The sequence below is a fragment of the Carboxylicivirga marina genome, from assembly GCF_016612505.1.
GTDB lineage: Bacteria > Bacteroidota > Bacteroidia > Bacteroidales > Marinilabiliaceae > Carboxylicivirga > Carboxylicivirga marina.
On record NZ_JAENRR010000028.1, the window covers coordinates 34,227 to 57,811 of the forward strand.

Genomic DNA, 23,585 nt, shown 5'->3' on the forward strand with positions numbered 1-23,585 from the left:
AACCTATAACTATGATTAAGAAAAGTCTTTTAATTTCTTTGGCAGCCTTATTTATTATACAAATTTGTTATAGCCAAAAAGCACCTTCACCACGCCCTCGTCTGGTCGTTTTCATACTCATTGATCAGTTAAGTACAGAGCAGATTGTAGCGTTTCGCGATCAATTCTCAGCCAATGGAATTAATCGAATGATTAATGCCGGTTCATTCTACAGAAACGCCTCTTATCCTGCCGGTTCTACCTACTATGGATGCAATTTAGCAACGGTTTATACAGGCGCTTATGCTTCAACACATGGCATCGTATCAAGTTGGTGGTATGACCGACTAAGGGGAAAAGAAGTAAATGCAGCTTATGGCGATCTCTTTATCCAAAGCAATGAAAATGACCGTTACCCAACTGCCGACCGTTTATTAACATCAACCTTTACAGATGAATTAAAATGGATGAACAATGGTACATCAAGAGTTACTGCTATTGGCTTTAATCGCAATTTTTTAGTTTGGGCAGGAGGGCACAAACCGGATTACCTTTATCGGGTTGAGCCTAACACCGGAGAATTTGTTATCGTACCACAAAGCGATGCCATTAAACCATTACCCGATTGGGCCAGAAAATTTAACAAAAAAGACCTCCTTCACACATATAGTAAACGCAAATGGGGCCCTCTTAAAGATTTAAGCCAATACCATCAAATGAAATTTTTTAGTGAGCAAAGAGTCAGAAGTGCTGACTTTTTATACTCACTAGAAAAACAAAAAGGAAATGGCGCCTACGTTCCGGTATTACACTCACCATATGGCAACAAATACATCCGCGACTTTGCCATGGCACAAATCATTAACGGGCAATACGGAAAAGATGATGTAACAGATGTGATTACTCTGCAATTTACCGCAAAGGCTGTTCATGGAGATATACATGGCGCTTTTGATGCCGAAACTGAAGATTTGCTTTTACGCTTGGATCAGGAAATTGAGGGTTTATTAAAAACCATTGATAAGCAAGTTGGATTAGAGAATACATTAATTATAACCACCTCAATTTCAGCGCCAGTAAGGCCCATTGACGAAAACGCAAAGCATGGCATTCCAACCGGCTTATTTAGCGGACAAAAAGCCTCATCATTATTGAATCTCTTTTTAATGGCTAAATACGGACAAGGCAAATGGGTGTTAGCCTACCATGACGGTCAAATGTATTTAAACCACGAACTAATCGAGGATAAGAAAATTGATGTAATTGAAATAACGGAAGAGTCTGCCCGCTTTTTAAGTGATATGCGAGGTATCGCATTTGCGATGCCGATATCAGAACTGAAGATTTCCTCATCAGACATTTCCTCCTTAAGAAGCCTGAAACATAACTATCATCCCCATCGCTCTGGCGACATCGTGATTAAATTAAGCCCAGGTTGGGCAGAAGAAATGGAAGATGGAAGTATTATGAACCGACACTGGAGTGCATCTAATCTGCCGTTAATATTTTACGGATGGAAAGTACAGCCTAATACAATTTATCGTGCTGTACCAATGGTTAATCTGGCACCTACTATTAGCTCATTTCTTGAAATACCATTTCCGAATGGATGTGAAGGAATCCCTCTACAAGGCATTACTCGGTAAATGACTTAACAGCATTGTAAAAGCCGGTTAGCAAGGACATATCCTGTTCCAATATGTTTCCAACAACAACTATGTCAGCACCGGCTTTGCAGGCTTTTCTCACTCCTTCTTCAGTTCTTATTCCGCCACCAACCATTAGAGGAATATCAATGGCTTCTTTTACTGCATTTATCATTGACGGCGAAATGGACTTTTTAGCTCCACTACCAGCATCCATATAAATGGTTTTCATTCCTAGAAATTGTCCTGCCAGAGCCGTGGCAATAGCTATATCGTTTTTTTCGGAAGGAATTGGCAGCGACTGACTAACATATTGAACAGAGGTGTTTGCTCCCCCGTCTATCAACATATAACCGGTTGAGATAGCTTCAATATTGTGCTTTTTTAATGCAGGGGCAGCAGCCACATGATGACTGATTAGAAATTCAGGATTACGTCCAGATATGAGTGATAAAAAAAGCACCGCATCTGCTTGCTTGCAAACATGCATTGATGAACCGGGATATAGGATAACTGGTAAATCAACATGTAATTTTAGCTCTTTGATAAAGCGACTGGTATCGGCACTTATTAGACTGCCTCCAACCAGTAATAAATCAGGCGGTGATTGGGCAAATAAGTGCTTTATTTCAGAGATGCGTTCAAACGAAAACTTATCAGGATCAATCAACACAGCCAATTGTTTCTCGTTTCGTTTATAGCACTCAAGAATTTTATCAAATATCATAATTTGCCTCTTTAACAATACACCAAAGTATATTCATCATTAATTTCAAATGTAAGACTATTTTCTTTCGTTCGGGCTTCATGTATAAATGTACAATCTAATTTTCCTGTCTTACCGAGTTGAAAAGGCTTAACTCTAAACTGCTCTTTAAAAACTACTCCATAAATGTCATAGTATTTATAAAGCGCTTCTTTGGCACACCATAAAACTGTCAAAAATTGAGTCCGCTCACCTGCCTTTATATAAGTTTGCTCATCATTATGAACAAACCTATTGGCAACCTTGTCAACTCTGCCTGAGCAAATTTCAATATCAAGTGCTGTCGGTTCTTGCGACACACTAACAGCCGCATAACGATTGGTGTGCGATATACTTATAAAGCGCTGATCACCTTGCAACTGTGGTTTGCCATTTGAGTTATATACAATATGAGGATATTGTCCGATAAGCTTTTGAAGCAGTAAACGTGATGCTAACCATTCCTTTTTTCGCTTCTCGAGCTTAAACGCATCTAACACTTTTTTGTCTGCATCTGTAATATCAACCAAGCCAAGGAGTTCTTCCACACTTTCATCGATTCTCCATACAGCAACCTGATGTTTTTCTGCGACATCTATTTGCGAATAAATGGCCATATTATTAGTTGTTCCACCGAATGGTTTCCATTAAACGAATAACATCGTCTTGCACAAAATTAATTACAGGTGACAAGCTATCTTGATTTGGAATAGCATTAAAATATAGTGAGCCACGAATAAAATGTCTTAAACTATCGGTGGCATAAAATTGCATCGGAGAGGCTGCATCGCCTTTTATCTCGTACAATATGCCTGATACATTACTTTCTTCGTTATAGAACAGGCGTTCATTAATAGCATCTGCTTTAATGGTATGTTTATAAGCTAACTTCCGATTATCTTCCATCAGCTCATTAAAATTATTATTTATCGCCTTATAGCTAATGTGCAACTGTCCGTTAAACTCAGAAAAGACCAGGTTAAGCCAATACTTCTCAGCATTCGAGCTAGTATCAACAACTGCTTTAGCATATTTAGGATATTCAAACTGATAAGGAAATGATTTGTTTAAAAGTTCATATTCTTTCTCGGGCATATTAATTCGAAAATACCCTCTTGGCTTAGGCGTGTGATGTCTCTTGCAAGATAGTCCTAGCATCAGTATCACGACCATCATTATAACTCCTCTACTCTTCACCACATTATTTTTTAAGTTCGAACTTTACTTTTTTAATCCGTCGGTTATCTGCAGCTTCAATTGTGAATCTACATTTAGCAAATTCTATTACATCATTCTTTTGAGGAATTTGGCCTTCAAGTTCCAATATTAATCCTGCCAGTGTTTCTGCTTCACCCCTTACCGATTCAAACATCTCTTCGTCAGTATCTGTAATTTTATGAAAGTCGTTCAGAAGCACTTTGGCCTCAAAAACAATTGTCCCGTCGGGCATTCTTGTAAAAAACTCCTCATCGGCATCTAGCTCATCACTAATATCACCAACTATTTCTTCAAGAATATCCTCAAGCGTCACAATCCCCATGGTACCACCATATTCATCTACCACAATGGCCATGTGAATTTTTTGAGACTGAAATTCTTCCAACAGATCATTAATCATCTTTGTTTCAGGCACATAATAAGCTTTCCGAATCAAGGATTGCCATTTAAAATCAACCTCTTCATCTAAATGTGCCAGCAAATCTTTGACATACAAAATACCCTTGACATTATCAGGTGTTTCATCAAAAACCGGAATGCGCGAATAACCCGAATCGATAATTACCTGAAGCACCTTATTATAATGACTTTTTATCTCAACATCAATAACATCAACCCTTGCGGTCATAATTTCAGACACATCAATGTTGCCAAATTTGACAATGCCCTCAAGTATATCTTTTTCATCTGATATGTCACTACCGGTTAGTTCTAAGGCATGTGAAATGTCGTCCATCGATAAATTACTGAACTTCTTTGACATGCGACGATTAACCAGGTTGGTAGAACTCGTAAGAATCAAACTCAATGGCTTAAGCACTTTGGTTAGGACCATCAGTGGATAAGCCATAAAACCGGCGAATCTCCTCGACATTTGTGAAGCATAAACCTTTGGAAGAATCTCACCAAAAAACAGAATAATACCTGTTATAAAGATTATCTCGAATATAAATTTAATAGTAGCATTCTCTCCAAAATCAACAATTGCAGCAGCAATGAACGAAGTTAAAATAACGATGGCTACATTAACAAAATTATTGCTTATCAAGATTGTAGCCAATAAGAGTTCTTTATCTTTCAGATGTTTTAAGACTTGCTTATTGCGTTTACTCTCATTATCCTTCAGGTAGTTAATATCCTGAGGATCCAATGAAAAGTATGCCACCTCAGACCCTGAGATCATTGCTGATAACAATAATAAGAAAAGGTTAATTATAATTGCAAGCAGCGTACCTATAGTGAAAGGTAAAAAATCCAATCCGTCAGCGATGGAAGAGAATATCAAACTAATACTTTCGGTTTCCAATAATTTATGTTTATCTATTAAAATGGAAGATCATCTGACTCATCGTTACCAAGGAATGTGTCTTCTTGCGCAGCATTGTTAGGGCTTGGCGCATTTTGAGCTGGCTGCTGTGACGTATTCATTGCTCCTCCGGCTTGGTCAGAAGAGCCAGGGTTATCAGACTTACGTCCTAACATTTGCAAATTATCGGCATACACCTCCGTCACATAACGTTTGTTACCATCTTTATCGTCGTACGATCGGGTTCTTATCTTTCCTTCAATAAACAATTGAGTCCCTTTTTTTACGTAGTTCTCAACAACTTTAGCAAGGCCCCTCCAGGCAACTACATTGTGCCATTCGGTACGATCAGGTACCGTTTGTCCATCACGCGATGTATAACCCCTCTCAGTTGTAGCGATAGAAAAGTTAGCTACTGCAACATCATTATCCAAGTATCTTACTTCAGGATCTTTCCCTACATTTCCTACTAAAATTACTTTATTAACCGACATGCTATTGTGTTTAGGTTTACGATTTTAAAAATACGAAACTTTAAAGTTAAAACAAAAGTAGCTTAATCCGTTTTAACTACACCTACATCACTAAGAAAATTAACCACCAGTTGCGGAAATGCGTAATCATCGAGCAGTTCTAAATCAACATCGAAATATTCCCCTTCTAATTGACTTAAGACACTCTTATCGGCGAAGTAAAAGGATGCATAAAGTATCTGATGACTAAGTATGTGCTTGTATTTTTTCACAAATAGAGGCTGACTCTCCCTTAAATCAAAAGACTTAATTTTCTTGGCAGACCTTGTTTCCTTCAATGGTAATTGATATAAGTTTTTCCAAATATCCTTAGCATTACGTTTTTCCAATACGATTTTATTTTCATTACGAATCAGAAAGAAATGCAAATATCGCGCACGTTGCTTTGTGCGTTTTTCTTTGTAAGGTAAGTTGCCAATTTGCTTGCTTGCCAACGCAACACAATCTGTATTAAATGGACAATCGTGGCATAACGGATTGGACGGACGACAAACCAAAGCACCCATTTCCATCATTGCCTGATTATGCTCGCCCGCATTTTCTTTATCTAATAATTCATCAGCTATCTGGCTAAATTCCTTTTTTCCAACTGTGCTATCAATAGCGGTCGATATACCTTTCAATCGAGATATAAAACGAAACACATTTCCGTCAACCACAGCACAAGGCTCATCAAAACAGATAGATGCTATCGCTGCGGCCGTATACGGACCAACACCTTTAAGCTTTATTATATCATTAAATGTATTCGGAAACACCCCATTATAATCATCCACAATCGTTTTGGCAGCGGCATGTAGGTTGCGAGCACGCGAATAGTATCCCAAACCTTGCCAACGTCTTAGTACTCTATCTTCACTCGCACTTGCCAAATCGAACACGGTAGGAAAAGAATCTACAAACTTAAGATAGTAACTTTCACCCTGAACCACTTGTGTTTGCTGCAATATAATTTCCGACAACCATACCTTGTAGGGATCGTTAACCATACGCCATGGAAGCTCCCTTTTATTAACCGTGAACCATTGCTGTAGTTTTATTGCGAAATCGGTCATTATTAAAATTTTATGCAAAAATAATGCTTTTGTTTTTTTTTATTGAGATTTCATTTATCTTTGCAATCTGAATTTCAGAAAAAGACCGTAAATAATTGATAATTAAATAATTTTAAGAAAAAATGACAAAGGCTGATATCGTAAACGAAATTTCAAAAAATACTGGAATTGAAAAAGTTACAGTTCAAAAGACTGTTGAAGCTTTTATGGATACTATCAAAGGTTCTTTGGTTAAGGGTAAGAATGTGTATTTGAGAGGCTTTGGCTCTTTCGTTGTTAAAGAGCGTGCAGAAAAAACAGCTCGCAACATCTCTAAGAATACAACAATTATCATTCCTGCTCACTACATCCCATCGTTCAAGCCTTCTAAGAGCTTCGTAACAAAAGTGAAGAATAACGTAAAGTAATTATAACCATTTAAAACGTTGAGCCATGCCGAGTGGAAAAAAGCGAAAAAGACATAAGATGGCTACGCACAAGCGTAAGAAAAGATTAAGAAAAAATCGTCATAAGAAGAAGAAGTAATCTTCTATACGTCTTAAAAATTTAGCAAACAGAAAGTAGTATACTTTCTGTTTGTTGTTTGTATTTATATACAACGATCTTTGAAATAAAATTGCGATCATATAGTGAATGCAGAACTGTTTGTAGATGTCACTCCTGATCATCTTTCATTAGCACTAATGGAAGATAAGCGCTTAGTAGAGCTCCGCAAGGAGACAAGTAATGTTCAATTTGCTGTTGGTGATATATATCTGGGTAAAGTCAAAAAGATTATGCCAGGATTAAACGCCGCATTTATTGATGTAGGATACGAAAAGGATGCTTTTTTACATTATCTAGATCTTGGTCCACAATTTCGTTCCCTACAGAAATTTCTGAACATTGCACAAGCTAAGAAAGGAGTTGTGTCATTGCACAAGTTAAAACCGGAATCCGACATTAATAAAAACGGAACCATTCCGGAAGTTCTTACAGCAGGTCAACAAGTATTGGTTCAGGTAGCTAAAGAACCAATTTCTACCAAAGGCCCAAGGTTAACATCAGAACTTTCAATAGCAGGAAGAAACATTGTTCTATTACCATTCTCCGACAAAGTCTCTGTAAGTCAAAAACTTTCTTCTTCAGATGAAAGAGCAAGACTAAAACGACTTTTAACGAGTATTAAACCTAAAAACTACGGGGTTATAATCAGAACCGTAGCTGAAGGCAAACAAGCAGCCGAATTAGACAAAGAATTACGAATGCTTGTTAAACGCTGGGAGGAGCACACATCGCGCATAAAGGATGTAAAAGCTCCCGGTTTAGTAATGGGTGAAATAGGACGTACAACTGCTTTGTTAAGAGACATACTTAATCCTTCGTTCAATTCAATTTATGTAAATGACGAAGAAGTATGTAAGGAGATTAAAGAGTACGTGGGTTTAATAAGCCCCGACCGACAAAAGATTGTAAAACAATACAAAGGAGCAGCTGGTATTTTTGACCAATTTATGGTCAATCGTCAAATTAAAGCTCTATTTGGTAAAACCGTATCATTTAAAAGCGGTGCTTACCTAATAATTGAGCATACCGAAGCCCTTCATGTTATTGATGTTAACAGTGGTAATCGTTCAAAATCAGCTTCTAATCAAGAAAACAATGCTTTAGAAGTGAATCTGGCTGCTGCCGATGAAATTGCCAGACAATTACGATTACGAGACATGGGTGGTATCATAGTAGTTGACTTTATTGATATGCAGAATAACGAAAACCGACAAAAGGTTTTCGAAAAAATGAAACAGGCCATGGCCTCTGATCGCACTAAGCACAATATCTTACCTTTAAGTAAGTTTGGCTTAATGCAGATTACACGCCAACGAGTAAGACCTGAAATGCATATTAATACTGCCGAAGGATGCCCCACATGTAATGGAACAGGAACCATCGTTCCATCATTATTCTGGCCCGAAAAAATTGAAGCCGCTGTAAAGAAGGCTGTGCAAGACCTAAAAATGAAGAAATTGATCCTGAAAGTACACCCTATGGTGCATGCGTATCTAAAAAAAGGATTTCCATCTCAAGTGTTAAAGTGGAAATTTAAATATACACATGGCCTAAGCGTTGTACCTTCCGACTCTCTAGGAATCCTAGAATACAAGATATTAGATAATGAAAAGAATGAGGTTGACCTTTAATAGGTCAACCTTTTTTTGTTTATAGTGATGTAAGTCATACAAAAACACTCTCCACGAATGTCACCCACTATGCCTACACAGGTGTCTTTATAATTGTAACACAAACTATGACTTTTAGCATTGACGATTAGCCGCACTAATCATGAGTGCCTAAAATCATGTAATAGAAGGCACATTAACGTTGTGATAACAAAATACGATAGCTTTCGAACAAACTAATTGTTGTAACTTTGTAGACATGTATAGAATTAAATATGTTGAGAACTTCAGTACAATATGACGCTCCAAATTAGAGCAATAATTGTAAGCATTGAAAAGAATTAACGACTAAACTATACAGACCAAAAATTGAATAAATGCTATTGATGTTAGATGTATAAGAAACTATACTTTAACAAACATAAGCACCTAATTAATAAAGACAAGTTAACGCGCAACGCATATAGGTAAGTTATTATTTTACATATTACGCATTGCGAGTTGTATACGGCAACTGAAAACAAATTAAAACGTATGAAAAGGACATTAACAGCATTGGTACTAATGTTGACCGTTTTTGCAGGCAGCTTTGCCCAAATGGAGCAACATATTACCTGGAAGTTTTCTACCAAAAACATTGAAGAAGGAAAGGTTGAAATCATTTGTGAAGCAACTATTGATGCCGGTTGGCACGTTTATTCATCAGATCTACCTGAGAACACGGCTGTTCCTACAGGTATTGAAGTTGAAGAAAGCGAAGCATACAGCATCTTGGATGGCATTATTGAAGAACCGAAAGCCACAGCACATTTCGATGAAACATTTAATGCTGAGTTGAAGTGGTTTGAGAAAAAAGCAACCTTCAAGAAAGTCATTCAGCTTAAACAAGAAGGTGATGTTATTATTAAAGGCTACATCGAATCGATGATTTGCAACGATGAAACATGTATGCCTCCTGAAATGGTTGACTTTGAATTAACAGTTAATACTACCGCACCTGTAACCGCTGAAGTAGCAAGTACTGAGAGCTCTGACGAAAAAGAAGAGTCTTATTGGGGAATATTCTTCTTGGCATTCGGGGGTGGTCTGGCAGCCTTATTAACGCCATGTGTATTTCCAATGATACCAATGACTGTGAGTTTCTTTACGAAGCAAAGTACTTCTAAAGCAGCTGGTATCAAAAATGCGATTATTTATGGTATCTCCATTATTGTTATCTATGTTATTTTAGGAGTAGCCGTATCGGCCATTTTTGGAGCGAGTGCACTTAATGAATTGTCAACCAGCGTTTGGTTTAATATATTCTTCTTCTTGCTTCTGATAATATTTGCCATCTCATTCTTTGGAGCATTTGAAATTGTAATGCCTAGCTCATTAATCAATTTCACCACTAAGAATGAGGATAAAGGTGGATTCATCGGTATCTTTTTTATGGCATTTACATTAGCACTTGTATCGTTTAGTTGTACCGGACCAATTGTGGGCGCATTACTTGTAAAAGCAGCTACCGGAGGTTATATGGGACCTATTGTTGGAATGTTAGGATTCTCGTTGGCCCTAGCTTTACCATTTGCATTATTTGCAGCATTCCCAGGGTACTTAAACTCATTACCTAAGTCTGGTGGCTGGTTAAACTCTGTAAAGGTTATCCTTGGATTTTTAGAGTTAGCTTTTGCTTTCAAATTCTTATCGGTTGCCGATATGACAATGGGATGGCACATTCTTGAGCGTGAGGTATTCATCGCTATCTGGGTGGCAATCTTTGGTGCAATGGGCTTCTATTTATTAGGAAAAATTCGTTTGCCACACGATTCACCAATGGAGCACATTCCGGTTTCACGTTTCTTATTAGGTATACTAACATTAGCATTTACCATTTATATGATTCCTGGATTATGGGGAGCACCAGTTAATTTAATTAGCGGTATGCCACCATCAAAAGACTATGCCGAATCACCATTTGGAGTAGGCGATCAAACACCTGTTCAGGGCATTGTAAGTTCAGGCGAGCATGGAGGAATGCCAGAAGGCATGCATTATGGACCTCAAGGGATACCGGCGTTTGACGATTACGATCAGGCATTAGCTTATGCTAAAAAAGTAAATAAGCCATTATTATTGGATTTCACTGGTAAGGGTTGTACTAACTGTCGTAAAATGGAAGACAAAGTGTGGTCAAATCAGGATGTTAAAGGCTTACTTTCTAATGATTACATCCTAGTTTCACTGTATGTTGACATCAGAAAGAAACTAGATGAGCCATATATCTCAGAGATTACAGGTAAGAAAATCAGAACGGTTGGACAAAAGTGGGCGGAATTCCAGATGGAACGTTACCAACAGCAAGGACAACCATATTATGTCATCATCGACGAAAACGAAAAAACACTTAATACGCCTGTGGCTTACGATCCGGATATTAAGAAATATCAAAACTGGTTATTAGACGGTTTAGACAAGTACAAAAATCGTTAATCAGCAGATAAAACAACTATTTAAGAAGCCCTTCCATATTGGAAGGGCTTTTCTTTTGGCAGGAATTACACAACGTTTATGGATGAAATCATTCAATTAGTAAAAATCTTACTTCTTTCACTTTTTAGCAATAGCTAAATACCTTAGATTTAATACATTATTAGTATTAATCAGAGGCGCATGAATAAGTTAATAATTCTTCTATCTACCATACTTCTAGTGTGTAACTGGACGATGGCGCAAACAAATGCCGGCCAGCTATCCGAAGAACAAATATTCAGAAGAGGTAACAAGTATAATACCTGGTCGGTAACCATTGGGGGCGGTCCGGTAATTTACTATGTTGATGTCATTGATTACACTGCCATGCCAAGTGGCAACTGGAAATTTGCACCTACGATAATGATTAGTAAACAATTTAATCGTCCATGGGGCATTGATTTGCAATGGATGATGGCCGATATGTATGGTGAGAAAAACGGACGCTATTTTGAAGGTGACTTTTATGATGTTACCATAAACGGCACACTAAACGTGAATCAATTAGCCATTTTTGGCCCCATTGGCGACAGGTGGAATATCTATGCCAAGTTAGGAATTGGACTTACCTATTTCAGAAGCAAACAATTTGATTTAGAAACAAATGAAATACTTCAAGTACAAGATGTTTATGAATCCATTGACGGCTACCCATCACCTCATGGATGGCTACCCACCGACTACCTTGTGTATGGATATGAACGTCGTTTCCCCGAAAACGAACCTTATCAGGAGATTGAAACAGCTCGTAGAAATGAAGTACTTATCCCCTTTGGTCTCGGTGTAAAATATCGCATTAGCAAAAGTTTTGATGTAGGCACCGAAATAATGATGCGCCATATGAATGCCGATAACCTCGATGTTAATCTATCAGGAGCTGATAATGATGGATACATGTTTACATCATTAAACTTAACCTACAAAATAGGTAAGAAAAATAAACGACACGCAGCCTGGACCTATAAAGATTTCAACATCAATTACAAACGCCAGCGCAAGGACGACCCAATGGCTCATAAGCTAGATTCGTTGAAACAACAAATAGAATACATGGCTTTGCTTGATTCCACCTCAATAGATACAAGTACCATTGTCACCGAATCCGTTGAATACAAAGAAACCATGTCGGCTTCAGTATTTTTTGATTATGACAAATCAGAAATCACGCAAGATGCGCACATGACACTAGCTAAAGCAGCTTATGTCATGGGCAAAGATAAATCACTCAGAGTGAAGATCGTTGGATATTGCGACGAGAGAGGCTCATACGATTACAATATCAAACTTAGTCAACGTCGTTGTAATGCTGTATTAAAAGTTTTTGTTGATGAATATGAAATTGATAGAAATCGCTTTGAAATAGATTATAAGGGTGAAGCTGAATTATTATCTGACACACAAAAATTGGCTCCACGCGGGCTTCATCTGGTCAACAGGCGTGTTGATTTATTTGTAATAGTTGAGTAATTGACGAACACATGAACATGAGATTATTTTCAACCATATTGATTCTCGCGATTGTTGGTTGCCTGCATAGCGCTATGGCACAATCCTCAACCGATCATCGTCAATTAGAGGAACATCAACGCTATTCAAGAGACAAGATCTTTAACACATGGTCAATAGCGGTGGGTTATGGCCCCTTGGTGATGCATAACGATCTCACTTCATACGCCGTTTTTCCTGACAAGCATTGGAACTTTGGACCAACAGTAAGACTAGCCAAACAAATACACCCGGCCTGGGCACTCGATTTTCAAATCCTGACAAGTGATTTTCGATCGGGCAATGAAATTTATTACAGCGTAGGTAACATTATCGACTATTCGGTTAATGCTATCACCTATATCAATCAGTGGTTCACCTATCCTGGTCCTATGCGAGATAAGTGGAATCTATATTTGAAAATTGGAGTAGGGGTGGCCTCTTTTCGAACCAGAGTTCATTATACCGAAACAGATGAAGTTGTGCAAAACAGAGAAGGAACTGAGTACATTGTATTAGGTTATGATCCACTTGATCCCTATCAAAAAATAGCGCGTGCCAACGAAATAGCAACACCCTTAACATTAGGCCTGGAATATAGGATTAACCGGAGTTTTGATATCGGATTTGAAACAACAATGCGCTGGTCAATCGAAGATAAATTAGACAATATTCTGGTGGGAGCTAATAATGATAAGTATTGGTATCCAAGCCTACAGTTGACATACAAAATTGGCAAAAAAGATAAGCGTCATTCACGCTGGACACATCGTGGTTATGGCTTTAATGTTTTTGATAAGCCCAAGAAAGATCCTTTAGCTGAAGAAGTAGCAGCGCTGGAAGAACAATTACGTCAATATGAGTCAAAGAAGGTTGTAAAAATTGATTCCATTAAGATTAAACACCATTCGATGCGTATATACGGCAGCAATAACATGGTATCGATTTATTTTGACTCTTATGAGAGTAAGCTAGATACAAAAGACCATGTTGACCTAGCCACTATCGGACTTTATATGGTCAAAAATCCACGTTCTACAGTTGGCATTTATGGCTATAACGACAGTCGTGAAAATCCGGAGGAAAATATGGAAATAAGTAAAAAGCGTTGCGAAGAAGTTCTTTCTTACTTTGTTGATGATTTAGGTATTGACAAAAACCGCTTTACATTATTGCCTAAAGGTGAAAATGATTTATTGCTTCCTAAAAACAAACAAAAAAGCTCGGCTATTGAAGTGATCAATCGACGAGCTGACATCGTAATATTTAAGCCATAATTGAACCTTTTTGAACAGGTCATGTTCAACTTATAGAGCTAAATGCTCATTCTCAATTGCACTAACTTTAACAGGTAAATAAGGGCAAATTAACGCAAATTCTAAATTTGCATTGTATTATTACCTATATACCTTTGACAATTTAAACTTTAACTTATGGTACGAAAAATCATAGTGCAATGCAAAGCCAACAGCGATAAGGACTTCATCTTTGATGTATTTTCAAACAAAGGTTTTGTATCTAATGCTAACTCCTATTTCAAAACCGATCAAGCGGCTGATATTTGCTGTGCCGAAATAGACAATGAAGATCAGGCAAATCCGATCGATAACGATAAATAATTCTAAAAATGAAAGCAGTTAAAACCACAGACTTACCAATTATCTATTATGATGGTCAGTGTGGTTTCTGCTTAGGTTTCGTTAGTTTTCTTCGAAAGCACTCTAGAGCAGATAGAAAAGTGAATTTTATCCCATTCCAATTGGTAAGCCGTTCTATTGGTGACGAACTGCTGCTGATACATCATTCAAAAACACAAATGGCCGGTGAAGCCGCTATATCACTGCTATATTTAACAGGTGGACTTTGGACGATTGCTGCAATACTTGCTAAATTAATACCTAAGAAAATCCTCAACAAATTGTACTACAAATTCGCCCGTAACAGGTATCGATGGTTTGGCAAAACTGCTTGCAACTTTAATTAAGGTCAAGCTTCCCCTCTTGTTCTTCTTTGTATTTTTTGGCCAAAGTACCTAACAAACGACTAAACACCTTGATAGCTTCACTGGTTTCTTTAGAAACTTCCTGATTTTTAAGCTTCATTAAAAATGAACCATAAATAGCTGTGAGACAAATCGCAATATCATTCTCAAGTACATTTCCCGATTTATTGTCAAACTCCTGAATACTGGCAGCCATGCTATTATAAAGATGCTGATACGCCACTTCATTAGGTGATTTCAACAATTGGTTATGCAGGCGATTAACATCATTAACGGTATTTACATTTATTTGAAGATGTCCTTTTTCAGCCTTATTCTCAATGCGCATCATCTCCGTTAAGTTAGCCCACCAGTCTCTTATTTCGAGCGTTATTTCTTCGTTTTGCTGATAGCCGGGTATAATATGCTTATCTATTAAGGACATGTCGACCTTATTGGCTCTGATCAGATCTTCAACCTGCCACATATATAAGATGTACTCAACGATATTTTCTTTTTTCTTTTGCTGTGCTACTATCATACTTCAAATATTATAAGTCCCAATCTCCTTCTTGTAATTTCTCTAAATCGCGTCTATCCTTTTTAGTTGGACGTCCCATCCCCCTGTCTCGGTTAGCATTACTGGCTAACCTTGCCAATTCAAGCATTTCAAACTGATCGGGTGGCGTAATATCTTTTATAAAATCTGGTGTCAATTTAGCACCCATTCGCTTTTCAGCTACGTCAAGCACTTTAAATCGTCGTGTAATAGGAGGCATCCGGATTTCTATCTCATCGCCGGCTTTGATCGTACGCGATGATTTAACTGAAATACCATTCATCATTACCTTTCCCTTTTTGCAGGCTTCAGCGGCAATCGTTCTGGTTTTAAACAGTCGTACAGACCACAGATACTTATCTATTCTAACACTTGCTCCTGCCATATCACCGATGTATTACTTATTATTGTACTGACTCATTGTGCGTGCAGCACCAATCGTTACAAATGCTTTTACAATATCTTCTACCACCTTTACGCGCTCAAGCAAACCTGACCATTCTTCGTCAGACCATTTACCCAGTACAAAATCGACCTGACGCCCTTTAGAAAACTTGTTACCAATACCGAAACGCAAACGCGAATAACTTGCGGTACCTAATGTACTCTGAATACTTTTTAGTCCATTATGTCCTGCATCACCGCCTTTGGTTTTTAAACGCAATGAACCAAAAGGGAGCGCCAAATCATCAACTACAACCAGCACATTACTTAAAGGAATTTTCTCCTTCTGCATCCAGTAGTTAATGGCCCGTCCACTAAGGTTCACATATGTATTCGGTTTCAACAATACAATCTGTCGCGATTTAAATTTATAAGTGGTAACAGCACCATAACGCTCGTCCTTAAATTGGGCTTCGTTATTTTTAGCTATGGCTTCAAGCACTTCAAAACCTACATTATGACGGGTTTGAGCGTATTCATCGCCTATATTTCCCAACCCTACAACCAGGTACTTCATTTCTGATGGAATATTATCTTTTTTCTTTTTTGAAAATAATTTAAACAGCCCAAACATTCTCGTATAAATCAATTTTTAATGAGTGGCTAAAATACAAAAAACCTCCATATGCGAATATGGAGGCTTTTTTTTATATGGCGTGTTAAATCTACGCTTCTGCTGCTTCTGAAGTAGCTTCGCCTTCTTCGCCACCTGCCTGACCAGCGGCACGGGCAGCACGTGTTAAACGTACAGCAACTACTACTGCATTCTTAGCATTCAACATCTCAAGGTTGTCAAATGACAATCCACCAACTTGAATTGTTTTTCCAAGTCCAAGCTCGTCAATGTTGATATCTAATGTATCAGGTAAATACTTAGCTAAAGCTTTTACTTTAAGCTTACGCTTCTCTAACTGAAGCTTACCACCAGCTCTTACACCTTCAGCAAATCCGTCCAATTTAACTGGAATTTCAATAACAACAGGCTTGTCTTCTTTAACTAATAAGAAGTCAGCATGTAATAATTGCTCTTTTACTGAGTGGAATTGTGTGTCCTGAAGAACAGTAGGATAAACAGTTCCGTCAACATTTACATTGATAATGTATACGTTTGGAGTGTAAATTACTTTACGGAATTCAGCTTCTGAGGCTGTAAAGTGAACATTACTTTCTCCACCGTAAATCACACATGGAACTTGACCTTCAGCACGTAATGCTTTGGTTGATTTTTTACCTAACTCGGCACGTACAGTACCTTTAATTTCAATTGTTTGCATAATTCTTTTATTAAGTGCTACTCAAAATTATAACCATGTGAGGCTTAATTTCCCATCACACGCTTGCTCTAAAGCGGCTGCAAAGATAATACTTTAAAGTAAAAATTGATTGCTTATCGACTGATAATTATATACTTTTTCGATGGTATCGGCAAAAAGTTGAGCTACCGATAACACTTTAATTTTATCACTCTCTTGTTTTAAAGGAATCGAATCAGTTACATACAATTCAGCTAAACCTGAATTTTCGATACGCTCATATGCAGGACCAGACAATACTGCATGTGTTGTAAAGGCACGTACACTCTTAGCTCCGGCATCTAACATCATATCAGCTGCTTTGGTTAATGTACCTGCTGTATCAACCATATCGTCAACCATTATCACATTCTTTCCTTCAACATCACCAATGACACGCATTTCATCAACAACGTTCGCTTTTGAGCGCTGCTTATGACAAATAACCATTGGAGTTTCAAGGAATTTGGCATAGGTATTAGCACGTTTGGTACCGCCAACATCAGGAGATGCAATAATTAGGTCATCCATATTCATGTGCTTAATGTGCGGCACAAAAATAGAAGATGCATATAGGTGATCAACCGGAATATTGAAGAATCCCTGGATTTGATCGGCATGCAAGTCCATCGTTATTACACGATCGACACCTGCAGCTTGTAACATATCTGCAACTAACTTTGCGCCAATGGCTACACGAGGTTGGTCTTTACGATCCTGACGTGCAAACCCAAAATATGGCATAACGGCTACGATTTTATAAGCCGATGCACGCTTGGCTGCATCAATCATCATCAATAACTCCATCAGGTTATCTGAAGGAGGGAATGTTGACTGGCATAAAAATAAGTGAGAGCCTCGAACAGTTTCTTCAAAGGCAGTTGTAAATTCACCATCACTGAATCTTAAGCAGTTAACACTACCTAATTCTCTGCCTGAGCAAAGACTAATTTTTTCAGCTAGATACTTCGTACTAGTTCCCGCAAATATCTTAATTGGAGCTTTCGGTGGCATTTAAATTGATGTTTATCAGATTATTTCAAATGTTGCTTTGTGGCTGCAAAGGTAAGCAATTCATATTTTCTTAACATGTACAAACATCATAAAAAAGTATAATTGTTTATTTTATCATCCAACTACCTCAAAAACTGAATATTACCATTTCGAATTTAAATCTTCGATGAAATTCAGTAACTCATCGCTACCAAGTCCGCTTTTTGATGAAGTATAAAAAACAGGTGGTAATTCCTCCCAAAATTCTAACAATTGCTCTTCGTACTTTTTCATGTATGTGGCATATTGACTTTTGTTAAGCTTATCAGTTTTAGTAAATACAATTGCAATGGGCACCCCATTTTCAATCATGGAATTCATAAAGGCTAAATCAATTTCCTGCATTGGAATGCGTGAGTCTATCAACACAAATAAACACATCAGGTTTTTTCGCGACGATATATAATCCGTAATAAGCTCACCGAAAGTAGCACGAATAGTTTTCGAAACTTTTGCATAACCAAAGCCAGGTAAGTCTACCAGGTACCAACTTTTATCAATATCAAAATGGTTGATCAGTTGTGTTTTTCCGGGTGTGGATGATGTTTTGGCTAATGCCTTACGCTTACATAGCTTATTTATTAGCGATGACTTGCCTACATTTGAACGGCCTATGAATGCATATTCGGGACGATCTTCTTTTGGACACTGATTAGCCTTGGCGCTACTTTTAAAAAACTGTGCTGTATTTATTTTCATCTGTATCTTATTTGTTCTTAAGCCTTAAACGAAACTCCCCAATAAATATAATTTACCGCTTAATAATATGCTTCTTTCTTAATGTTGAGAATCAAATTTGCAAGCTTGTTTCAAACACTGCCTAAATAATGTACAAAGTTAGGTGCAATTTCATTAAGTAAAAACACAAATAATGTGTAATAACCTACAATAATTCACAAAAATAATAGAAATAATATTTGTTGTTATTTTTTTAACTTTTTGTTAATTTTAGTTGTATTTCGTTTTTTGTCGTGTAATTTGTTAATAATCAAAATTGAGCAAGTCAATTTTCTTTCAAATAGTCACACATCTTGGCATTAAAACTTATAATTTTGTTGCCGAAAAGTTATTGTGAACAATCATTATTACTATTAAGATGAGAGTACTTAAGTTTGGTGGAACATCAGTTGGTTCGGCGCAGCGTATGATGGAGGTGGCTAACATTATAGATGATAGTCATCAAAAGATTGTTGTGTTATCGGCCATGTCGGGCACTACAAACAGCCTTGTAGAAATTGCAAATTACTTGTATAAACAAAACCACGACGGCGCAAATGAAGTCATTAATAACCTGGAGGCTAAGTATGAGCAGGAGGTTATTAAACTATTCAAAAGCGAAGAGTATCTCAAAAAAGGAAAACAGTTGATAAAATCACATTTCGATTTTATCAAATCGTTTACCATCGATATGTTTACAGTATTTGAAGAGAAAGCTATTTTGGCTCAGGGCGAATTAATTTCAACCGCTCTTTTTCATTATTTCTTAAAAGAAAATGGTAAAGATTCAACTTTACTGCCTGCGCTTGATTACATGCGCATTGACAAGAATAATGAGCCGGATGCTACCTATATAAAAGAAAACCTTAAAAAGGTTATCAAAGAACAGGGTGACAGTAAGATTTATATTACCCAAGGTTACATTTGTCGCAATGCCTTTGGCGAAATAGATAATCTCCAGCGTGGAGGTAGCGATTATTCCGCTTCATTAATTGGCACTGCCACCGAAGCTGATGAAATCCAGATTTGGACCGATATTGATGGCATGCACAATAACGACCCTCGTTACGTTGAAAATACCAAAAGTATTTCGGAATTATCATTTGATGAAGCAGCCGAGTTAGCCTACTTTGGCGCTAAGATATTGCACCCGACAAGTGTTTTACCGGCCAAGCTGGCTAATATACCTGTGCGCCTGCTTAATACGATGAAACCAGAAGCTGAGGGTACCCTCATTTCATCAAAACAACGCAAAGAACGTATGGCGGCTGTAGCTGCTAAAGATGGCATCACCGCCATTAAAATTAAATCAGGTCGCATGCTATTGGCCTATGGTTTTCTTCGCAAAGTATTTGAGATATTTGAGAGTTACAAAACACCAATTGATATGATTACCACTTCAGAGGTAGGCGTATCTGTAACCATTGATGACGACAAGCATTTGACTGAGATCGTGAATGACTTAAAAAAATACGGTTCCGTTGAAGTTGATAGAGAGCAAGTAATTGTTTGTGTAGTGGGTGATTTAATTGCTGACAACAGAGGTTATGCCAACACTATTTTTGATGCCGTTAAGGAGATTCCAATCAGAATGATTTCCTATGGCGGAAGCAATTACAACCTATCTTTGCTCATTAATGCTAATGATAAAAAGAAGGCCTTAAATCTTTTGAGTGATAAACTTTTTAACTAGGAAACGAATGAATTTTAATTTTCCTGTTGATTCATTAAATCAACTTCAAACGCCTTTTTACTTCTACGATATGGCTTTGCTAAATGCAACGCTTGATTCAGTAAAAAAGGAAGCTGGCTCTTATGGCTTTAAGGTGCATTATGCGGTAAAAGCAAATGCCAACGATCGCATTTTATCGACCATTAAAGATGCCGGATTTGGTGCAGACTGCGTAAGTGGAAACGAGGTTAAAAAGGCCCTTGAAACAGGTTTTGGTGCCAGTGGGGTGGTATTTGCCGGTGTTGGCAAAGCCGACTGGGAAATCAACCTGGGACTAGATAATGACATCGCGTGTTTTAACGTTGAGTCTATTCCTGAACTGGAAATCATTAACGAACTAGCAGAGAAGAAAGGGAAAGTAGCCAAAGTAGCTTTGCGCATTAACCCGAATGTGAATGCCAATACTCACCATTATATTACCACCGGGCTGGAAGAAAATAAGTTCGGCATTAACCAGTGGGATTTAGAAAATGTAATTGATGCTCTGGCTAAACTTAAAAACGTTGAGTTAGAAGGTCTTCATTTTCATATCGGTTCACAAATTACCGACCTAATGTCGTTCAAAGATTTGTGCCTGCGCGTGAATGAACTACAAAAGTGGTTCATCAGTCATCAGATATGCCCTAAAGTGGTTAATGTTGGTGGCGGATTAGGAATCGATTACGAACAGCCTGACAGTAGTTCTATCCCTGATTTTAAAAGTTTCTTCAAGCTCTTTGATGAACTATTAGAATTAAAACCAGGTCAGGAATTACACTTCGAACTGGGGCGTTCAATGGTAGGACAGTGTGGAGCATTACTTAGTAAGGTACTATATGTGAAAAATGGTGTAAATACCAAGTTTGCCATTGTTGATGCAGGTATGAGTGACCTGATTCGTCCGGCATTGTACCAGGCTTATCACAAAATAGAGAACCTGACTTCAAATAAGCCATCTGCTAAGTACGATGTAGTTGGGCCAATTTGCGAATCAAGCGACTGTTTTGGTAAAGCGGTTGACTTACCCGAAACCGGAAGGGGCGATTTAATCGCTATTCGTTCGGCTGGTGCTTATGGAGAAATAATGGCTAATCGCTACAATTTGCGGGAGTTACCATTGGCTTACTATTCTGATGAAATATAAACTTTAGACATAAGACATGGGATCGTTTTGTGTTTCCTGTTCTTAGTCAAGAATATACGGATGTCATCTTTTAAGCATATTCTTGCATAAAAGATGACATCCTTTTTTTATTTGTAGATCGACAGTTTCGATCCAATAATATCCAGTATTCTGTGTTTTTTATTTTTAAATCTTATCTAAAAATTGCCACACCCCCATCGCCTGATGAGTTGGCCCAGCCACGAAACATACCTGTTGAGTTCATCTCTAGTGTTACATTTCCTGATTTATCAACAGCAATAACACCTCCATTTCCAGCTTCATTACTAAGTTTTTCGTTGATCACTGTTTGAGCAGCCTCACTTAAGCTAACTCCTTTGTACTCCATAAGAGCAGAAATATCGTGTGCCACAGTATAACGAATATAATACTCGCCATGCCCTGTTGCAGACACAGCACAGGTGTTATTGTTGGCATAGGTACCGGCTCCAATAATAGGCACATCCCCCACACGTCCATAACGTTTGTTATTCATTCCACCTGTAGAAGTAGCTGCAGCCAGATTACCATTTTTATCTAATGCTACACAGCCTACAGTTCCGTTTTTACCAGCTTTTTGTAAGGTACGTTGTAAAAGCTGCCAGCGCTTATCGGTAAAAAAATACGAGCTATCAACTGTTTCAATGCCATTTTGCGTGGCATACAACGAAGCTCCCTTACCAATTAACAACACATGAGGTGATTTTTCCATTACCAAACGCGCAGCACTAATCGGATTACGAATATCTCCAACCCCAGCCACGGCACCGGCATTTAAATTACTCCCATCCATTATGGCAGCATCCAGTTCATTACGTCCATCATTGGTAAATACGGCCCCTTTACCAGCATTAAAAAGTGGATTATCTTCCAGGTTTCTGACTACTTTTTCTACCACATCGAGTGATGATTCTCCATCGGCTAAAGCTGTTTTTCCGATTTCGAGAGCCGTTTGCAAGGCCGTTTCGTAGCGCAATATATCATCCGCTGAAAATTTAGTACTGTCCATATTACCTGCCCCGCCGTGTATAGCAATAGCCCAATCCTGTTGAACGGGTGCAGGCGTTTGACAAGCAAAAGTTATAAGTATTAAAACGGCATAAGTTATTCTTCTCATAGTATTGTATCTGAATGAAGTTAAGAAAATGCTAATTAACAAATGTAATAATTTGAAACACTCAATCAGCTAATTCATTAGGGTAAATTTCCCATTCGAAGCAATCGCTATATCAAGGACAAAAAAATAATTTATCTTTGTTATAAACCTTGAAAACTATCATATGACACTCATCCAATTCCTCAATTTGATACTTATTAACCTGGTAACATTAATGGCTTTAAGCTACTTCTGGAGCTTTTACACTCATAAACTTTTCAAACCCTTTAGTTGGCTCGACGCTCAAAAAAAGAAAGAGCACAGTAAAGTCCTATTAAAACAGGAGCGTAAGTTTAAAGATAAAATGCGCTTTTACTCTTTATGGCTACAATTAAAGCGCATACAAAAAAACGATATTGCAGGTGCTATCGCCGAACTAGGTGTATATAAAGGAGAAACAGCCAAATTGATTCATCACCTTTTACCCCAAAAAGATTTTTATCTATACGACAGCTTTAGCGGATTACCTAAACTAGTGATAAAAGAAGACTGCGATGGAACAGTACGACCACAAACGGTGCAGTTCGATAATACTTCGCCCGAAGAAGTACTGCAATATATCGATGGTAACAAGGACAAACTTATTATTAAAGAAGGTGTATTTCCGGCTACAACAGAAGGCATCAACGAAACCAAATATGCTTTAGTTCATATTGATGCTGATCTCTACCAATCGACCTTAGATGCGTTGGAATATTTTTATCCTAAACTAAGCCCTAAAGGCACCATCATCGTGCACGATTATAATCATAACTGGGATGGCGTTAAAAAAGCCGTTGATGAATTCGAGCAACATATCCCTGAGGTATTTGTTGAATTACCAGACATGTATGGTTCCGTTGTATTAATCAAGAACAGTCGATAGATTATTAG

At 37.8% G+C, this 23,585-nt stretch carries 24 protein-coding genes; 11 read left to right on the forward strand and 13 right to left on the reverse strand.

From position 1 onward, the window contains the following. Window positions 1-11 precede the first annotated feature (11 nt). Complete coding sequence (locus JIV24_RS12545; protein ID WP_200465395.1) at window positions 12-1,625, forward strand: alkaline phosphatase family protein; 1,614 nt, start codon at window positions 12-14, stop codon at window positions 1,623-1,625. Here JIV24_RS12545 and JIV24_RS12550 read toward each other — a convergent pair. The 6 genes from JIV24_RS12550 to mutY form a co-directional block, all read right to left on the reverse strand. Further along, window positions 1,615-2,352: a geranylgeranylglyceryl/heptaprenylglyceryl phosphate synthase gene (locus JIV24_RS12550; protein WP_200465396.1), complete on the reverse strand. Its 738-nt coding sequence runs from the start codon at window positions 2,350-2,352 to the stop codon at window positions 1,615-1,617. The two genes, JIV24_RS12545 and JIV24_RS12550, sit on opposite strands and share 11 nt — an antisense overlap. A gap of 11 nt (window positions 2,353-2,363) precedes the next feature. Next, window positions 2,364-2,987 carry a 4'-phosphopantetheinyl transferase family protein gene (locus tag JIV24_RS12555; RefSeq protein ID WP_200465397.1) on the reverse strand — a complete coding sequence of 208 codons (624 nt, stop codon included), beginning with the start codon at window positions 2,985-2,987 and terminating at the stop codon, window positions 2,364-2,366. Between the two features lie 4 nt (window positions 2,988-2,991). Then, on the reverse strand, window positions 2,992-3,567 hold the full coding sequence (gene gldD / locus JIV24_RS12560) for a gliding motility lipoprotein GldD (protein ID WP_289048417.1): 576 nt from the start codon (window positions 3,565-3,567) through the stop codon (window positions 2,992-2,994). 4 nt (window positions 3,568-3,571) lie between these two features. Continuing rightward, on the reverse strand, window positions 3,572-4,894 hold the full coding sequence (gene gldE, locus JIV24_RS12565; protein WP_234445819.1) for a gliding motility-associated protein GldE: 1,323 nt from the start codon (window positions 4,892-4,894) through the stop codon (window positions 3,572-3,574). Window positions 4,895-4,911: 17 nt separating this feature from the next. Continuing rightward, window positions 4,912-5,388: a single-stranded DNA-binding protein gene (locus JIV24_RS12570; protein ID WP_200465398.1), complete on the reverse strand. Its 477-nt coding sequence runs from the start codon at window positions 5,386-5,388 to the stop codon at window positions 4,912-4,914. Between the two features lie 62 nt (window positions 5,389-5,450). Then, complete coding sequence (gene mutY / locus JIV24_RS12575) at window positions 5,451-6,482, reverse strand: A/G-specific adenine glycosylase (protein ID WP_200465399.1); 1,032 nt, start codon at window positions 6,480-6,482, stop codon at window positions 5,451-5,453. 122 nt (window positions 6,483-6,604) lie between these two features. Here mutY and JIV24_RS12580 point away from each other — a divergent pair, with 122 nt between their 5' ends. The 7 genes from JIV24_RS12580 to JIV24_RS12610 all read left to right on the forward strand — a co-directional run bounded on the left by JIV24_RS12580 (window position 6,605) and on the right by JIV24_RS12610 (window position 14,621). Next, on the forward strand, window positions 6,605-6,889 hold the full coding sequence (locus tag JIV24_RS12580; RefSeq protein WP_200465400.1) for an HU family DNA-binding protein: 285 nt from the start codon (window positions 6,605-6,607) through the stop codon (window positions 6,887-6,889). Between the two features lie 222 nt (window positions 6,890-7,111). Beyond that, a complete protein-coding gene (locus JIV24_RS12585; protein ID WP_200465401.1) occupies window positions 7,112-8,659 on the forward strand; it encodes an Rne/Rng family ribonuclease in 1,548 nt (515 codons plus the stop codon). Between the two features lie 513 nt (window positions 8,660-9,172). Continuing rightward, the gene (locus JIV24_RS12590) at window positions 9,173-11,113 is read left to right on the forward strand and encodes a protein-disulfide reductase DsbD family protein (protein WP_200465402.1); all 1,941 of its coding nucleotides are present in this window, start codon (window positions 9,173-9,175) and stop codon (window positions 11,111-11,113) included. A gap of 180 nt (window positions 11,114-11,293) precedes the next feature. Continuing rightward, window positions 11,294-12,619 carry an OmpA family protein gene (locus JIV24_RS12595; protein ID WP_200465403.1) on the forward strand — a complete coding sequence of 442 codons (1,326 nt, stop codon included), beginning with the start codon at window positions 11,294-11,296 and terminating at the stop codon, window positions 12,617-12,619. A 17-nt stretch (window positions 12,620-12,636) separates the two neighbouring features. Then, the gene (locus JIV24_RS12600) at window positions 12,637-13,914 is read left to right on the forward strand and encodes an OmpA family protein (RefSeq protein ID WP_234445820.1); all 1,278 of its coding nucleotides are present in this window, start codon (window positions 12,637-12,639) and stop codon (window positions 13,912-13,914) included. A 156-nt stretch (window positions 13,915-14,070) separates the two neighbouring features. Further along, on the forward strand, window positions 14,071-14,256 hold the full coding sequence (locus JIV24_RS12605) for a hypothetical protein (RefSeq protein ID WP_200465405.1): 186 nt from the start codon (window positions 14,071-14,073) through the stop codon (window positions 14,254-14,256). 8 nt (window positions 14,257-14,264) lie between these two features. Further along, on the forward strand, window positions 14,265-14,621 hold the full coding sequence (locus JIV24_RS12610; RefSeq protein WP_200465406.1) for a thiol-disulfide oxidoreductase DCC family protein: 357 nt from the start codon (window positions 14,265-14,267) through the stop codon (window positions 14,619-14,621). Here JIV24_RS12610 and JIV24_RS12615 read toward each other — a convergent pair. From JIV24_RS12615 to yihA, 6 genes are all read right to left on the reverse strand, one after another. Beyond that, complete coding sequence (locus JIV24_RS12615) at window positions 14,614-15,159, reverse strand: DUF4924 family protein (protein ID WP_200465407.1); 546 nt, start codon at window positions 15,157-15,159, stop codon at window positions 14,614-14,616. The two genes, JIV24_RS12610 and JIV24_RS12615, sit on opposite strands and share 8 nt — an antisense overlap. 10 nt (window positions 15,160-15,169) lie before the next feature. Further along, complete coding sequence (locus JIV24_RS12620) at window positions 15,170-15,562, reverse strand: RNA-binding S4 domain-containing protein (protein WP_200465408.1); 393 nt, start codon at window positions 15,560-15,562, stop codon at window positions 15,170-15,172. Between the two features lie 12 nt (window positions 15,563-15,574). Then, window positions 15,575-16,138, reverse strand: a complete 564-nt coding sequence (gene pth, locus JIV24_RS12625; RefSeq protein ID WP_234445821.1) for an aminoacyl-tRNA hydrolase — start codon at window positions 16,136-16,138, stop codon at window positions 15,575-15,577. 148 nt (window positions 16,139-16,286) lie between these two features. Next, complete coding sequence (locus JIV24_RS12630; protein WP_200465410.1) at window positions 16,287-16,895, reverse strand: 50S ribosomal protein L25/general stress protein Ctc; 609 nt, start codon at window positions 16,893-16,895, stop codon at window positions 16,287-16,289. 93 nt (window positions 16,896-16,988) lie between these two features. Next, window positions 16,989-17,927: a ribose-phosphate pyrophosphokinase gene (locus JIV24_RS12635; protein ID WP_200465411.1), complete on the reverse strand. Its 939-nt coding sequence runs from the start codon at window positions 17,925-17,927 to the stop codon at window positions 16,989-16,991. A gap of 141 nt (window positions 17,928-18,068) precedes the next feature. Further along, a complete protein-coding gene (yihA, locus tag JIV24_RS12640; protein WP_200465412.1) occupies window positions 18,069-18,665 on the reverse strand; it encodes a ribosome biogenesis GTP-binding protein YihA/YsxC in 597 nt (198 codons plus the stop codon). Between the two features lie 397 nt (window positions 18,666-19,062). On the opposite strand from yihA, the gene JIV24_RS12645 reads away from it, so the two are divergent. Both JIV24_RS12645 and lysA read left to right on the forward strand, forming a co-directional pair. Next, the gene (locus JIV24_RS12645) at window positions 19,063-20,376 is read left to right on the forward strand and encodes an aspartate kinase (RefSeq protein ID WP_200465413.1); all 1,314 of its coding nucleotides are present in this window, start codon (window positions 19,063-19,065) and stop codon (window positions 20,374-20,376) included. A gap of 7 nt (window positions 20,377-20,383) precedes the next feature. Next, on the forward strand, window positions 20,384-21,538 hold the full coding sequence (gene lysA, locus JIV24_RS12650) for a diaminopimelate decarboxylase (protein WP_200465414.1): 1,155 nt from the start codon (window positions 20,384-20,386) through the stop codon (window positions 21,536-21,538). Window positions 21,539-21,710: 172 nt separating this feature from the next. On the opposite strand, the gene JIV24_RS12655 is transcribed toward lysA, so the two are convergent. After that, complete coding sequence (locus JIV24_RS12655) at window positions 21,711-22,673, reverse strand: isoaspartyl peptidase/L-asparaginase family protein (RefSeq protein WP_200465415.1); 963 nt, start codon at window positions 22,671-22,673, stop codon at window positions 21,711-21,713. A 163-nt stretch (window positions 22,674-22,836) separates the two neighbouring features. Between JIV24_RS12655 and JIV24_RS12660 the strand changes: the two genes are divergently transcribed. Beyond that, window positions 22,837-23,577 (forward strand): TylF/MycF/NovP-related O-methyltransferase, encoded by a 741-nt coding sequence (locus tag JIV24_RS12660; protein ID WP_200465416.1) that lies wholly within the window; start codon window positions 22,837-22,839, stop codon window positions 23,575-23,577. The last annotated feature ends 8 nt before the right edge of the window (window positions 23,578-23,585 follow it).

What these genes read in the sequence shown, in the direction of transcription:
- JIV24_RS12620 (WP_200465408.1), bottom strand. Translation starts at nt 15,562, where the DNA reads ATGGCAGGAGCAAGTGTTAGAATAGATAAGTATCTGTGGTCTGTACGA.
- JIV24_RS12635 (WP_200465411.1), bottom strand. Translation starts at nt 17,927, where the DNA reads ATGCCACCGAAAGCTCCAATTAAGATATTTGCGGGAACTAGTACGAAG.
- yihA (WP_200465412.1), bottom strand. Translation starts at nt 18,665, where the DNA reads ATGAAAATAAATACAGCACAGTTTTTTAAAAGTAGCGCCAAGGCTAAT.
- JIV24_RS12570 (WP_200465398.1), bottom strand. Translation starts at nt 5,388, where the DNA reads ATGTCGGTTAATAAAGTAATTTTAGTAGGAAATGTAGGGAAAGATCCT.
- mutY (WP_200465399.1), bottom strand. Translation starts at nt 6,482, where the DNA reads ATGACCGATTTCGCAATAAAACTACAGCAATGGTTCACGGTTAATAAA.
- JIV24_RS12595 (WP_200465403.1), top strand. Translation starts at nt 11,294, where the DNA reads ATGAATAAGTTAATAATTCTTCTATCTACCATACTTCTAGTGTGTAAC.
- JIV24_RS12580 (WP_200465400.1), top strand. Translation starts at nt 6,605, where the DNA reads ATGACAAAGGCTGATATCGTAAACGAAATTTCAAAAAATACTGGAATT.
- JIV24_RS12610 (WP_200465406.1), top strand. Translation starts at nt 14,265, where the DNA reads ATGAAAGCAGTTAAAACCACAGACTTACCAATTATCTATTATGATGGT.
- lysA (WP_200465414.1), top strand. Translation starts at nt 20,384, where the DNA reads ATGAATTTTAATTTTCCTGTTGATTCATTAAATCAACTTCAAACGCCT.
- JIV24_RS12630 (WP_200465410.1), bottom strand. Translation starts at nt 16,895, where the DNA reads ATGCAAACAATTGAAATTAAAGGTACTGTACGTGCCGAGTTAGGTAAA.
- JIV24_RS12550 (WP_200465396.1), bottom strand. Translation starts at nt 2,352, where the DNA reads ATGATATTTGATAAAATTCTTGAGTGCTATAAACGAAACGAGAAACAA.
- JIV24_RS12645 (WP_200465413.1), top strand. Translation starts at nt 19,063, where the DNA reads ATGAGAGTACTTAAGTTTGGTGGAACATCAGTTGGTTCGGCGCAGCGT.
- JIV24_RS12590 (WP_200465402.1), top strand. Translation starts at nt 9,173, where the DNA reads ATGAAAAGGACATTAACAGCATTGGTACTAATGTTGACCGTTTTTGCA.
- JIV24_RS12660 (WP_200465416.1), top strand. Translation starts at nt 22,837, where the DNA reads ATGACACTCATCCAATTCCTCAATTTGATACTTATTAACCTGGTAACA.
- pth (WP_234445821.1), bottom strand. Translation starts at nt 16,138, where the DNA reads ATGAAGTACCTGGTTGTAGGGTTGGGAAATATAGGCGATGAATACGCT.
- JIV24_RS12615 (WP_200465407.1), bottom strand. Translation starts at nt 15,159, where the DNA reads ATGATAGTAGCACAGCAAAAGAAAAAAGAAAATATCGTTGAGTACATC.
- JIV24_RS12545 (WP_200465395.1), top strand. Translation starts at nt 12, where the DNA reads ATGATTAAGAAAAGTCTTTTAATTTCTTTGGCAGCCTTATTTATTATA.
- JIV24_RS12655 (WP_200465415.1), bottom strand. Translation starts at nt 22,673, where the DNA reads ATGAGAAGAATAACTTATGCCGTTTTAATACTTATAACTTTTGCTTGT.
- JIV24_RS12555 (WP_200465397.1), bottom strand. Translation starts at nt 2,987, where the DNA reads ATGGCCATTTATTCGCAAATAGATGTCGCAGAAAAACATCAGGTTGCT.
- JIV24_RS12605 (WP_200465405.1), top strand. Translation starts at nt 14,071, where the DNA reads ATGGTACGAAAAATCATAGTGCAATGCAAAGCCAACAGCGATAAGGAC.
- JIV24_RS12600 (WP_234445820.1), top strand. Translation starts at nt 12,637, where the DNA reads ATGAGATTATTTTCAACCATATTGATTCTCGCGATTGTTGGTTGCCTG.